Here is a 12,508-nt window from a genome sequence, read left to right on the forward strand (position 1 = left end):
TTCGGCCCGACGAGTTCGGCGTTGACCGCCGGAGGTGTTGACGGGCGGCCGGTCCAGCACCTGTCGGACCTGGGCGGCGAGCCCGTCGAACTGGAGCAACCCTGCTTCGACGCCACTCACCCGAGCCTCCGTCAACCGAGGAGATCGTCACTGGTCGAACGGCTCGTACGGTATCGGTCGTGGGCACGCCGGGGCGGGCTACTACGCTCTGACCCGATGGACGACTTGACCCGCATCCCGGTCGGCGGCGACCGACCGTACGACGTACTCGTCGGCCGCGAGCTGCTGGCCGCGTTGCCACCGCTGCTCGACGGTGCCGAGCGCGTCGCCGTGCTGCACGCCCCGCCCCTGAAGGCGCAGGCCGACGACCTGGCCGAGCGGCTGCGCCTCGCCGGGATCCGACCGTTGACCGTGGCGGTTCCGGACGCCGAGGCCGGCAAGAACATCGAGATCGCCGCGAACTGCTGGGACCAGCTCGGCGCGGCGGGGTTCACCCGGACCGACGCGGTGGTCGGGGTGGGTGGCGGCGCCGTCACCGACCTCGCCGGCTTCGTGGCCGCCTGCTGGTTGCGCGGGGTGCGGTGGGTGCCGGTCTCGACCTCGCTGCTCGGCATGGTGGATGCCGCTGTCGGCGGCAAGACCGGCATCAACACCGCGGCCGGAAAGAACCTGGTCGGCGCCTTCCACCCACCCGCGGGCGTGCTCTGCGACCTGGCGATGCTGGACTCGCTGCCGCCGGTCGACCTGGTGGCCGGCATCGCCGAGGTGGTGAAGTGCGGCTTCATCGCCGACCCGGTGATCCTCGACCTGATCGAGGCGGATCCGGCGGCGGCCGTCGATCCGACCGGTCCGGTGGTCCGGGAGCTGGTCGAACGGGCAATCCAGGTCAAGGCGGACGTGGTCTCCGGCGACCTGCGCGAGGCCGGGCAGCGGGAGATCCTCAACTACGGCCACACCCTCGGGCACGCGATCGAGAAGGTCGAGGGCTACCGCTGGCGGCACGGGCACGCGATCTCGGTCGGCCTGGTCTACGCCGCCGGGCTGGCCCGCCGGGTCGGCCGGCTGGACGAGGCGACGGCGGCCCGGCACCGGGCGTTGCTGACCACGCTGGGGCTGCCGACCTCCTACCGGGCGGACGCCTGGCCGGAACTGCTGGCGGCGATGCGAGTGGACAAGAAGGCCCGGGGCAACCGGCTGCGCTTCGTGGTGCTGGACGGGTTGGCCCGGACCGGCGTGCTCGACGGCCCGGACGACGACCTGCTCCGCGACGCGTACGCGGAGGTGGCGCAATGACCGGGCCCGACAGGCCGAGGGTGTACGTGCTCAACGGGCCGAACCTGGGCCGCCTCGGCACCCGGCAGGTCGACGTGTACGGCCTGACCAGCTACGCCGACCTGGTGGCGAGTTGCCAGGCCGTCGGTCGGGAGTGCGGGCTGGACGTCGAGGTGCGGCAGACCGACGCCGAGTCGGAGATGCTCGGCTGGCTGCACGCGGCGGCCGACGAGGGGGCGGCCGTGGTGCTGAATCCGGCTGCCTGGTCGCACTACTCGTACGCGGTCCGGGACGCCTGCGCGATGCTGCGCGGGCCGCTGGTCGAGGTGCACATCTCCAACATCCACACCCGGGAGGAGTTCCGGCACCACTCGGTGGTCTCCGCCGTGGCCACCGGGGTGATCTGTGGCCTCGGTGTCGACGGCTATCGGCTGGCCCTGATCCACCTGGCTCAGCGCCTGTCCGAGGAGCCGGCGAGAACCGAGACAAGATCAACTGGACGCTCCTTGTAGACTTGCCGGATCTCCGTCCGCCTAATTGAAGATCAAGGCAGGAAATGGCCACCACCAACGACCTCAAAAACGGTCTGGTTCTCAACCTCGACGGCGAACTGTGGGCCGTCGTGGAGTTCCAGCACGTCAAGCCCGGTAAGGGCGGTGCGTTCGTGCGCACCACGCTGAAGAACGTGCTGTCTGGCAAGTCCGTCGACAAGACGTTCAACGCGGGTACCAAGGTCGACACGGCCACCGTCGACAAGCGCACGATGCAGTATCTGTACGCCGACGGCGAGGACTACGTCTTCATGGATCTGGAGACGTACGACCAGATTCCGGTTCCCGGCGGCACGGTTGGCGAGGCGGCCAACTACCTGCTGCCCGAGGCGGAGGCGATCGTCGCCACCCACGAGGGTGTGCCGCTCTACGTCGAGCTGCCGACCAGCGTGGTGCTGGAGATCACCTACACCGAGCCGGGTCTGCAGGGTGACCGGTCGACCGGCGGCAACAAGCCGGCGACGGTCGAGACCGGCGCGACGGTCCAGGTGCCGCTCTTCATCACCACCGGTGAGAAGATCAAGGTCGACACCCGCGACGGCCGCTATCTCGGCCGCGCCTGATGGCGGAGGGCCCCAAACAGCAGATGCCGGCCCGCCGCAAGGCGCGGAAGCGGGCCCTGGACGTTCTCTACGAGGCGGACATGCGGGCCCGCCCTCCGGTCGAGGTGCTGGCCGGTTATCTCCAGCGGTTGGAGCAGCCGCGTCCGGAACACCTCGGGTACGCGATCGGCCTCATCGAGGGCGTGGCGGCGAACCAGGCCCGGATCGACGAGCTGATCGACAGTTACGCCGAGGGCTGGACCCTCGACCGGATGCCGGCGGTCGACCGTAACCTGGCCCGGATCGCCATCTACGAGCTGCTCTACGTCGACGAGATCGACGACGCGGTGGCGATCAGCGAGGCGGTCGAGCTGGCACGGCAGATGTCGACCGACGACTCGCCACGGTTCCTCAACGGCATTCTGGGCCGGATCGCCGAGTACGCCACCCGGTAGTCCACCGCCGCCGTTTCCGGCCCTGTCGTCCGGTCTGCGGCCCTCCGTCCCGTGCCGTCCCGTCCGTCCCCGCCTGTGCGGCCGACGTGGCGCGGGCGCGGTAGCGGAGGGTCGCGGGCGGCGGCGGACCATCGGGCCGGACCGCCGGGGCTTTCCGCGCCGGACCACGGGTGGCCGCGCCGGACGACGGGCGCGCCGGGCCGGTGCCGCGTCGGTGGCCGCTGAACGGTCAGCGACGGGCCGGGGCGTATTGGATCTCCACCGCAGGTACCCGACCGGCCCTTCGTGGGCTCTGGCGCCCTCTCAGCGGGCCCGGAATGGCACAACGGGGCCCGTGCCGGCTCGGCACGGACCCCGACAGTGGGGGATCAGGACGCGAAGAGCGCCCGGGGGTCGGCGACGAGGACGCCGTGTTCGGTGAGCCGCTCGATCAGCCCGGAGGGTGACGAGTCGTAGACGATGGCGAGCGCCCGCAGGTCGTCCGCGCGAATCGACAGCACCCGCCCGTTGTAGTCACCCCGCTGCTGCTGGATGGCTCGGGCATAGCGAGCGACGTAGGCGAGGTCCTCGGACGCCTCGTCGTACAGCCGCTCAAGGTCGAGCACGATCTTGTTCGTCGGCTCGTGCCGGACACCACTGCCGTCCGGCAGCAGTTCCGAGACGGGCACCCGGTAGAAGTCGGCGAGCTCGGCGAGACGCGACACCGTGACGGCGCGGTCCCCCCGCTCGTACGAGCCGACGACGACGGCTTTCCACCGCCCGTTTGACTTTTCCTCCACCCCCTGCAGGGACAAACCCTGCTGCTGACGGATAGAGCGCAGACGCGCGCCCAACGACTTGGCGTATTCAGAGGGCATTCGGCACTCCCATTGCTGGTCGGGGATCTCCCCAGCGATCGCTACGGAGCGTGACGGTACGGGGATTGCGACACGTGGTCAAGTGCTAGTTACCTACCTATTACAAAGATCGTGTTCTCAAGGGCGGTTTCGGCTCGCTGATCCGACGGTCAGCGACCCGCCACGGCCGGCCCTGTGGCCAGTGGTAACGTGGCTAGAGCCCCGGCCCGCGCTGTCTGCTGGCGAGCGCCGGAATCCGACGTCCTTTAACGACCCGTCCCGTGAGGCGGGGAAGGGGGTCCGCCGTGGCGTACCCGCAGGCTGCTCAACCGCCGCCGGTCTCACCACCGTCCGTGAAGGTCATCCTTACCAGCGCCGAACTGGCCCGGGTGGTGGACCGGATCGCGCACCAGATTCTCGAAAAGACCCAGGGCGCCGCCGGCACCGTGCTGCTCGGCATCCCCACCCGAGGGGCCCCGCTGGCCCGTCGACTGGCGGCCCGGATCAGCGCCTTCGAGGACATCGACGTACCGGTAGGTGTGCTCGACATCACTCTCTACCGCGACGATCTCCGCCGCCACGCGGTCCGGGCGATCGGGCCGACGGACGTGCCGGCCGAGGGGATCGACGGCAAGCGGGTGATCCTGGTCGACGACGTCCTCTTCTCCGGCCGTACGGTGCGGGCCGCCCTCGATGCGCTCAGCGACATCGGGCGGCCGAGTTCGGTGCAGCTCGCCGTGCTGGTCGACCGGGGCCACCGCGAACTGCCGATCCGGGCCGACTACGTGGGAAAGAACATCCCGACGGCGCTCGCCGAGAGCGTCAAGGTGACGCTCGCCGAGACTGACGGCGCCGACGAGGTCAAGCTGATCGGAGGGCCGGCGTAGTGCTGAAACACCTGCTCAGCGGGGCGGATCTGGACGCCGCGACCGCCACGCTGATCCTGGACACCGCAGGCGAGATGGCCCGGCTGGCCGGTCGCGAGGTGAAGAAGCTCCCCGCGCTGCGTGGCCGTACCGTGGTCAACCTCTTCTACGAGGACTCCACCCGGACCCGGATCTCCTTCGAGGCGGCGGCCAAGCGGCTCTCCGCCGACGTGATCAACTTTTCGGCCAAGGGCTCCAGCGTCTCCAAGGGCGAGAGCCTGAAGGACACCGCGCTGACCCTCCAGGCGATGGGCGCCGACGCGGTGGTGATCCGGCACCCGGCCTCCGGTGCGCCGCACACGCTCGCCAACTGGATCGACGGCTCGGTGCTGAACGCCGGTGACGGCACCCACGAGCACCCGACGCAGGCGCTGCTCGACGCGTACACGATGCGGTCCCGGCTGGGTCGGGTCGCCGGGCTGTCGGTCGCGGTGGTCGGCGACGTGCTGCACAGCCGGGTGGCCCGGTCGAACGTGCTGCTGCTGGCCACCCTCGGCGCCAAGGTGACCCTGGTCGGGCCGCCCACGCTGATCCCGGTCGACATCGGCGCGGCCCTGGCCCCCGGCACCGAGGTGTCGTACGACCTCGACGCGGTGCTGCCCACCTCCGACGTGGTGATGATGCTGCGGGTGCAACGGGAGCGGATGGCCGACTCCTACTTCCCGTCCGCCCGGGAGTACGCCCGGCGGTACGGGCTGGACGGACCACGGATGCGACGCCTGCCGGACCACGCGATCGTCATGCATCCCGGGCCGATGAACCGGGGGATGGAGATCGCGCCCGAGGTGGCCGACTCGCCCCGATCCACGATCGTCGAACAGGTCACCAACGGCGTTTCCGTCCGGATGGCCGTGCTGTACCTGCTGCTGGGGGGAATGAACCGATGAGCAAGTCAACTGTCGGGGGTGACCAGGTCACGCCGACGTACCTCATCCGGGGGGCCCGGGTGGTCGGTGGCGAGCCGACCGACCTGCTGGTCGCCGGGGGCGTGGTGACGCAGGCCGGCTCCGGCCTCGACGCCCGGGGCGCGACGGTGGTCGACGCCGACGGGCTGGTCGCGCTGCCCGGCCTGGTCGACCTGCACACCCATCTGCGTGAGCCGGGACGGGAGGACGCCGAGACGGTCGAGTCGGGCTCCCGGGCGGCGGCACTGGGCGGCTACACCGCGGTCTGCGCGATGGCCAACACGTCGCCGGTCGCCGACACGGCGGGCGTGGTCGAGCAGGTGTGGCGGCTCGGCCGCGAGGCGGGCCTGGTCGACGTGCAGCCGATCGGCGCGGTCACCGTCGGGCTGGCCGGCGAGCGCCTGGCCGAGCTGGGCGCGATGGCCGACTCCGCGGCCCGGGTCCGGATCTTCTCGGACGACGGGCACTGCGTGGCGGACCCCCGGCTGATGCGCCGGGCGCTGGAGTACGTCAAGGCGTTCGACGGGGTGATCGCCCAGCACGCCGAGGAGCCCCGGCTGACCGAGGGCGCCCAGATGCACGAGGGCGAGGTGTCGACGCGGCTGGGGCTGACCGGCTGGCCGGCGGTGGCCGAGGAGGCGATCATCGCCCGGGACGTGCTCCTCGCCGAGCACGTCGGCAGCCGGCTGCACGTCTGCCACCTCTCCACCGCCGGCAGCGTCGAGGTGCTCCGGCACGCCAAGGCGCGGGGCGTCCGGGTCACCGCCGAGGTCACCCCGCACCACCTGCTGCTCACCGACGAGATCGTGGGCGGCCGGCGCGAACTCGTCAGCCCCGCTCTCGGGGACCTGGCGTCCGGCAGTGCCGGGACCACCGGGGCCGGCTACGACCCGGTCTTCAAGGTCAACCCGCCGCTGCGGACCGCCGCCGACGCCGCCGCGCTGCGGGACGCCCTGATCGAGGGGATCATCGACGTGGTCGCCACCGACCACGCCCCGCACGCGCTGGAGGACAAGGAGTGCGAGTGGGCGTACGCCCGGCCGGGCATGCTCGGCCTGGAGACGGCGCTGTCGGTGCTGCTCTCCGTACTCGGCGAGCGGTGGGACCTGATCGCCGAGCGGATGTCCCGGACACCGGCCCGGATCGCCGGCCTGGTCGAGCACGGGCGTGACCCGGCACCGGGCGTACCGGCCAACCTGACCCTGGTGGATCCGGCGGCCCGCCGCACGGTGGACCCCGGTGAGCTGGCCAGCCGCAGCCGCAACACCCCGTATGCCGGGATGACCCTGCCCGGCCGGATCGTCGCGACCTTCCTGGCCGGCGAGCCGACGGTGCTGGACGGAAAGGCGGTGAGGTGATGCGAGCGAGGAGTGAGCTTGCGAGCCCCGCAGTCCGGATCGGAGGAATGAAGTGAACCGGAGACGACCGGCGATCCTGGTCCTGGAGGACGGGCGGACCTTCCGCGGCGAGGCGTACGGCAGTGTGGGGGAGACCTTCGGTGAGGCCGTCTTCAACACCGGGATGACCGGATACCAGGAGACGCTGACCGATCCGTCGTACCACCGTCAGGTGGTGGTGCAGACCGCGCCGCACATCGGCAACACCGGGGTCAACACCGAGGACGACGAGTCCGGGCGGATCTGGGTCGCCGGGTACGTCGTCCGCGACCCGGCCCGGATCGGGTCGAACTGGCGCGCGACCGGCGGTCTGGAGGACCGGCTGGCCACCGAGGGCGTGGTCGGGATCTCCGGAGTGGACACCCGGGCGCTGACCCGGCACCTGCGGGACCGGGGCGCGATGCGGGTCGGCGTGTCCAGCCTCGACGACGATCCGGCGGCCCTGCTGGCCCGGGTGCGCGAGGCACCCCGGATGACGGGCGCCGACCTCTCCGCGCAGGTGAGCACCGCGAAGCCGTACACCGTCGCGGCCGAGGGCGTACACCGGTTCACCGTCGCCGCGCTGGACCTGGGCATCAAGCGCAACGTCCCGCGCCGGCTCGCGGCGCGGGGTGTCACCACCCACGTGCTGCCGGCGTCGTCGAGCATCGACGACCTGCTGGCCACCGGCGCCGACGCGGTCTTCTTCTCGCCCGGTCCCGGCGACCCGGCCACCGCCGACCACCCGGTCGCGCTGGCCCGCGAGGTGATGCGCCGGGAGGTCCCGCTGTTCGGCATCTGCTTCGGCAGCCAGATCCTCGGCCGCGCGCTCGGCTTCGGCACCTACAAGCTGGGGTACGGCCACCGCGGCATCAACCAGCCGGTGCTGGACCGGAGCACCGGCAAGGTCGAGGTGACCAGCCACAACCACGGCTTCGCCGTCGACGCGCCGCTCAACCAGGTGATCGACACCGACTTCGGCGCCGTCGAGGTCAGCCACGTCTGCCTGAACGACAACGTCGTCGAGGGGCTGCGGGCCAGGGACGTGCCGGCGTTCACCGTGCAGTACCACCCGGAGGCGGCGGCCGGCCCGCACGACGCGGACTACCTGTTCGACCGCTTCGCGGAACTTGTGGAGCGAAGAGGCAAGCCGAGCGCGGAACTTATCGAGAAGAAGGGCGCCTGATGCCCCGGCGGACCGACCTGAAGCACGTCCTGGTGATCGGCTCCGGCCCGATCGTCATCGGACAGGCCTGCGAATTCGACTACTCCGGCACCCAGGCCTGCCGGGTGCTGCGCGCCGAGGGGCTGCGGGTCAGCCTGGTCAACTCCAACCCGGCGACCATCATGACCGACCCGGAGTTCGCCGACGCCACGTACGTCGAGCCGATCACCCCGGAGTTCGTCGAGCTGGTCATCGCGAAGGAGCGGCCGGACGCGCTGCTGCCGACGCTCGGTGGGCAGACCGCACTGAACACCGCGGTGGCGCTGCACGAGTCCGGCGTACTCGCCAAGTACGGGGTGGAGCTGATCGGCGCCGACATCGACGCGATCCGGCGGGGCGAGGACCGGCAGCTGTTCAAGGAGATCGTCGCCAAGGCCGGCGGCGAGACCCCGCGCAGCCGGGTCTGCCACTCGATGGACGAGGTCCGGTCCACCGTCGCCGAGCTGGGCCTGCCGGTGGTGATCCGGCCCTCGTTCACGATGGGTGGCCTGGGTTCCGGCATGGCGCACACCGACGAGGACCTGGACCGGATCGCCGGGTCGGGCCTGGCGGCCAGCCCGGTGCACGAGGTCCTGATCGAGGAGAGCGTGCTCGGCTGGAAGGAGTACGAGCTGGAGCTGATGCGGGACCGGCACGACAACGTCGTGGTGGTCTGCTCGATCGAGAACGTCGACCCGATGGGCGTGCACACCGGGGACAGCGTCACGGTCGCTCCGGCGATGACCCTGACCGACCGCGAGTACCAGCGGCTGCGCGACCTCGGGATCGCGGTGCTCCGCGAGGTCGGGGTGGACACCGGCGGCTGCAACATCCAGTTCGCGATCAACCCGGACGACGGGCGGCTGGTCGTGATCGAGATGAACCCCCGGGTCTCCCGGTCCTCGGCGCTGGCGTCCAAGGCGACCGGCTTCCCGATCGCGAAGATCGCCGCGAAGCTCGCCGTCGGCTACACCCTGGACGAGATCCCCAACGACATCACCCTGAAGACGCCGGCCGCGTTCGAGCCGACGCTCGACTACGTGGTGGTCAAGATCCCCCGGTTCGCCTTCGAGAAGTTCCCGGCCGCCGACCGGGAACTGACCACCACGATGAAGTCGGTCGGCGAGGCGATGAGCCTGGGCCGGAACTTCCCCGAGGCGCTGAACAAGGCGATGCGGTCGATGGAGACCAAGGAGGCCGGGTTCTGGACCGTGCCGGACCCGGAGGGCGCCACGCTGGAGACGACGCTGGCCGCGTTGCGCGTTCCGCACGACGGGCGGCTCTACACCGTCGAGCGGGCGCTGCGGCTCGGCGCCTCGGTGGCCGAGGTGTCGGCGGCCTCCGGCGGGATCGACCCCTGGTTCCTGGACCAGATCGCCGGCCTGATCGAGCTGCGTGCGGAGATCGTCGGCGCGGCCGTACTGGACGAGGAGATGCTGCGCCGGGCCAAGCGGGCCGGGGTCTCCGACCGCCAGATCGCCGCGCTCCGGCCGGAACTGGCCGCCGAGGACGGTGTCCGTACCCTGCGACACCGGCTCGGGGTGCGGCCGGTCTACAAGACCGTCGACACCTGCGCCGCCGAGTTCGCCGCCGGTACGCCGTACCACTACTCGGCGTACGAGGGTTACACGGCCGAAGACGGCGAGACCGAGGTGACCCCGTCGGACCGGCCCAAGGTGCTGATCCTCGGCTCGGGGCCGAACCGGATCGGCCAGGGCATCGAGTTCGACTACTCCTGCGTGCACGCCGTGATGGCCCTGCGCGAGGTCGGCTACGAGACCGTGATGGTGAACTGCAACCCGGAGACGGTCTCCACCGACTACGACACCGCCGACCGGCTCTACTTCGAGCCGCTCACCTTCGAGGACGTCCTGGAGGTCTGGCACGCCGAGGAGAGCTCGGGTCGGGCCGCCGGTGGGCCGGGCGTCATCGGCGTGGTCGTCCAGCTCGGCGGGCAGACCCCGCTCGGCCTGGCCCAGCGGCTCAAGGACGCCGGAGTGCCGATCGTCGGCACCAGCCCGGAGTCGATCCACCTCGCGGAGGAGCGGGGCGCGTTCGGCGCGCTGCTGGACCGGGCCGGGCTGCGCTCGCCGGCGCACGGCACCGCCACCTCGTACGACGAGGCGCGGGCGATCGCCGAGGAGATCGGGTACCCGGTGCTGGTCCGGCCGTCGTACGTGCTCGGCGGGCGGGGCATGGAGATCGTCTACGACGACCCGACGCTGCGCGGGTACATCACCCGGGCCACCGACATCTCGCCGGACCATCCGGTGCTGGTCGACCGGTTCCTGGACGACGCGATCGAGATCGACGTGGACGCGCTCTGCGACGCCGACGGCGAGGTCTACGTCGGTGGCGTGATGGAGCACATCGAGGAGGCGGGGATCCACTCCGGCGACTCGTCCTGCGCGCTGCCGCCGATCACCCTGGCCAGCTCCCACCTGGACGCGGTACGCCGCTACACCGTGGAGATCGCCCGGGGGGTCGGGGTACGCGGCCTGCTCAACGTCCAGTACGCGCTCAAGGACGACGCCCTCTACGTCCTGGAGGCGAACCCCCGGGCGTCCCGGACCGTGCCGTTCGTCTCCAAGGCGACCGCCGTGCCGCTGGCCAAGGCCGCCGCCCGGATCATGCTCGGTGCGACCATCGCGGAGCTACGCGCCGAGCGGCTGCTTCCGCCGACCGGCGACGGTACCAAGATGCCGGCCGACGCCCCGGTCGCGGTGAAGGAGGCGGTGCTGCCGTTCAAGCGGTTCCGGACGCCGACCGGCAAGGGCATCGACTCGCTGCTCGGTCCGGAGATGAAGTCGACGGGCGAGGTGATGGGCATCGACACCTCGTTCGGGCACGCCTTCGCCAAGTCGCAGGCGGCGGCGTACGGATCGCTGCCGGTCCGGGGGAAGGTCTTCGTGTCGGTGGCCAACCGGGACAAGCGCGGCATGATCTTCCCGGTCAAGCGCCTCGCCGACCTGGGGTTCGAGATCGTCGCCACCACGGGCACCGGTGAGGTGCTGCGGCGACACGGGATCTCCTGCGAGCTGATCCGCAAGCACTACGAGGAGGGCGCCGACTCTCCGGACGCGGTGGCGTTGATCTCGGCGGGCGAGGTGGCCCTGGTGATCAACACGCCGCAGGGTTCCGGGGCGAGCGCCCGGTCCGACGGGTACGAGATCCGCAGTGCGGCGGTCGGCGCCGACATTCCCTGCATCACCACGGTGCCGGGCGCGGCGGCGGCGGTGATGGGCATCGAGGCGCTGATCCGCGGCGACATGTCGGTCCGTCCGTTGCAGCAACTGCACGCGGCGCTGCGGGCGGACGAGTGAGCGCGGACACGACGACCGAGCCGGGGCCGGCCCGACCGCCGGGTGGGATGGTCTTCGACCGGATCGTCCGGCCGGCGCTGTTCCGGCTCGGCGGCGGGGACGCCGAGACGGCGCACGAGTGGACCCTGCGGCGGCTGGCCGCGCTCTCCCGGCGACCGGCCGCACTGGCCGTGCTGCGCGCCCGGTACGCCGTGCCGGCTCCGCGTACGGTCTTCGGGGTCGACTTTCCCAACCCGGTCGGCCTGGCCGCCGGGATGGACAAGGACGGCGCCGCGTTGCCCGCCTGGCCGGCGCTGGGCTTCGGCTTCGTCGAGGTGGGTACGGTCACCGCGCACGCACAGCCGGGCAACCCCCGGCCGAGGCTGTTCCGGCTGCCGGACAGCGCGGCGGTGATCAACCGGATGGGCTTCAACAACGCCGGTGCGGCGGCGCTGGCGGCCCGGCTGGCGGCCCTGGAGCGTCCCCTGGGGGTGCCGCTGGGCATCTCGCTCGGCAAGTCCAAGGTCACCGAGCTGGACGACGCGGTGCAGGACTACCTGACGTCCTACCGGATGTTGCACCCGTACGGCGACTACTTCGCGGTGAACGTCTCCTCGCCGAACACCCCGGGCCTGCGCGCGTTGCAGGACCGGGAACACCTCGACGCGCTGCTGGCCGCCCTGGTCGGGGAGAAGCCGATCCTGGTCAAGATCGCCCCGGACCTGACCGAGGCGGCCATTGCCGAGGTGCTGGAGGTCTGCCTGAACCGGGGCGCGGCCGGGATCATCGCCACCAACACGACCCTCGGCCGGGACGGCCTCGCCCCGGCCGACCGGCCCCGGGCCGGCGAGGCCGGCGGACTGTCCGGCCGACCGCTGACCGAACGCACCCGCCGGGTGGTCTCCTTCGTGCACGCCGAGACGGATGGTGCACTGCCGGTGATCGGGGTGGGCGGCATTCTCGACCCGACCGACGCCACGGCGCTGCTGGACGCCGGGGCCAGCCTGGTGCAGCTCTACACCGGGTTCGTCTACGGCGGGCCGGGGCTGGTCCGCGCGGCGGCCCGGGCGACCCGGCGGTGACCCGGGGACGGGTTCCGGCGTACCCGGGGGAGCCGTCGACGACGTCGGAGGAGGGCC

The 12,508-nt window shown here is 71.5% G+C and carries 11 protein-coding genes; 10 read left to right on the forward strand and 1 reads right to left on the reverse strand.

Annotation, left to right across the window (positions count from 1 at the left end; all coding sequences use genetic code 11):
* Nucleotides 1–216 precede the first annotated feature (216 nt).
* Genes aroB through nusB form a run of 4 tightly spaced genes read left to right on the forward strand, consistent with a single transcriptional unit; the run spans nt 217 to nt 2,820 of the window.
* Nucleotides 217–1,293, forward strand: coding sequence for a 3-dehydroquinate synthase (gene aroB / locus ACFP2T_RS44750; protein ID WP_377433293.1), 1,077 nt, complete (start codon nt 217–219; stop codon nt 1,291–1,293).
* Nucleotides 1,290–1,784, forward strand: coding sequence for a type II 3-dehydroquinate dehydratase (gene aroQ, locus ACFP2T_RS44755; RefSeq protein WP_377433295.1), 495 nt, complete (start codon nt 1,290–1,292; stop codon nt 1,782–1,784). Before aroB ends, aroQ begins: the two co-directional genes overlap by 4 nt.
* A 44-nt stretch (nt 1,785–1,828) precedes the next feature.
* Entirely contained in the window at nt 1,829–2,386 is a 558-nt protein-coding gene (efp, locus tag ACFP2T_RS44760) for an elongation factor P (RefSeq protein ID WP_196200629.1), read from the forward strand.
* Nucleotides 2,387–2,409: 23 nt separating this feature from the next.
* Nucleotides 2,410–2,820 carry a transcription antitermination factor NusB gene (nusB, locus tag ACFP2T_RS44765; protein WP_192772324.1) on the forward strand — a complete coding sequence of 137 codons (411 nt, stop codon included), beginning with the start codon at nt 2,410–2,412 and terminating at the stop codon, nt 2,818–2,820.
* A gap of 368 nt (nt 2,821–3,188) precedes the next feature.
* On the opposite strand, the gene bldD is transcribed toward nusB, so the two are convergent.
* Nucleotides 3,189–3,677, reverse strand: coding sequence for a transcriptional regulator BldD (gene bldD / locus ACFP2T_RS44770; protein WP_101366736.1), 489 nt, complete (start codon nt 3,675–3,677; stop codon nt 3,189–3,191).
* A gap of 284 nt (nt 3,678–3,961) precedes the next feature.
* Here bldD and pyrR point away from each other — a divergent pair, with 284 nt between their 5' ends.
* Genes pyrR through ACFP2T_RS44800 form a run of 6 tightly spaced genes read left to right on the forward strand, consistent with a single transcriptional unit; the run spans nt 3,962 to nt 12,451 of the window.
* Complete coding sequence (gene pyrR / locus ACFP2T_RS44775; protein ID WP_377433297.1) at nt 3,962–4,543, forward strand: bifunctional pyr operon transcriptional regulator/uracil phosphoribosyltransferase PyrR; 582 nt, start codon at nt 3,962–3,964, stop codon at nt 4,541–4,543.
* Nucleotides 4,543–5,469 (forward strand): aspartate carbamoyltransferase catalytic subunit, encoded by a 927-nt coding sequence (locus ACFP2T_RS44780; RefSeq protein ID WP_377433299.1) that lies wholly within the window; start codon nt 4,543–4,545, stop codon nt 5,467–5,469. Before pyrR ends, ACFP2T_RS44780 begins: the two co-directional genes overlap by 1 nt.
* The gene (locus tag ACFP2T_RS44785; RefSeq protein ID WP_377433301.1) at nt 5,466–6,845 is read left to right on the forward strand and encodes a dihydroorotase; all 1,380 of its coding nucleotides are present in this window, start codon (nt 5,466–5,468) and stop codon (nt 6,843–6,845) included. The genes ACFP2T_RS44780 and ACFP2T_RS44785 overlap by 4 nt, the downstream gene beginning before the upstream one ends.
* A 52-nt stretch (nt 6,846–6,897) precedes the next feature.
* Nucleotides 6,898–8,049 carry a glutamine-hydrolyzing carbamoyl-phosphate synthase small subunit gene (carA, locus tag ACFP2T_RS44790; protein WP_377433303.1) on the forward strand — a complete coding sequence of 384 codons (1,152 nt, stop codon included), beginning with the start codon at nt 6,898–6,900 and terminating at the stop codon, nt 8,047–8,049.
* On the forward strand, nt 8,049–11,390 hold the full coding sequence (gene carB, locus ACFP2T_RS44795) for a carbamoyl-phosphate synthase large subunit (protein ID WP_377433305.1): 3,342 nt from the start codon (nt 8,049–8,051) through the stop codon (nt 11,388–11,390). The genes carA and carB overlap by 1 nt, the downstream gene beginning before the upstream one ends.
* 47 nt (nt 11,391–11,437) lie before the next feature.
* Nucleotides 11,438–12,451 carry a quinone-dependent dihydroorotate dehydrogenase gene (locus tag ACFP2T_RS44800; RefSeq protein WP_377433556.1) on the forward strand — a complete coding sequence of 338 codons (1,014 nt, stop codon included), beginning with the start codon at nt 11,438–11,440 and terminating at the stop codon, nt 12,449–12,451.
* The last annotated feature ends 57 nt before the right edge of the window (nt 12,452–12,508 follow it).

The organism is Plantactinospora solaniradicis (assembly GCF_042658085.1).
GTDB lineage: Bacteria > Actinomycetota > Actinomycetes > Mycobacteriales > Micromonosporaceae > Plantactinospora > Plantactinospora solaniradicis.

Coding starts and splice junctions, on each gene's coding strand:
- aroB (WP_377433293.1), top strand. CDS start 217: ATGGACGACTTGACCCGCATCCCGGTCGGCGGCGACCGACCGTACGAC.
- aroQ (WP_377433295.1), top strand. CDS start 1,290: ATGACCGGGCCCGACAGGCCGAGGGTGTACGTGCTCAACGGGCCGAAC.
- efp (WP_196200629.1), top strand. CDS start 1,829: ATGGCCACCACCAACGACCTCAAAAACGGTCTGGTTCTCAACCTCGAC.
- nusB (WP_192772324.1), top strand. CDS start 2,410: ATGCCGGCCCGCCGCAAGGCGCGGAAGCGGGCCCTGGACGTTCTCTAC.
- bldD (WP_101366736.1), bottom strand. CDS start 3,677: ATGCCCTCTGAATACGCCAAGTCGTTGGGCGCGCGTCTGCGCTCTATC.
- ACFP2T_RS44785 (WP_377433301.1), top strand. CDS start 5,466: ATGAGCAAGTCAACTGTCGGGGGTGACCAGGTCACGCCGACGTACCTC.
- carB (WP_377433305.1), top strand. CDS start 8,049: ATGCCCCGGCGGACCGACCTGAAGCACGTCCTGGTGATCGGCTCCGGC.
- ACFP2T_RS44800 (WP_377433556.1), top strand. CDS start 11,438: ATGGTCTTCGACCGGATCGTCCGGCCGGCGCTGTTCCGGCTCGGCGGC.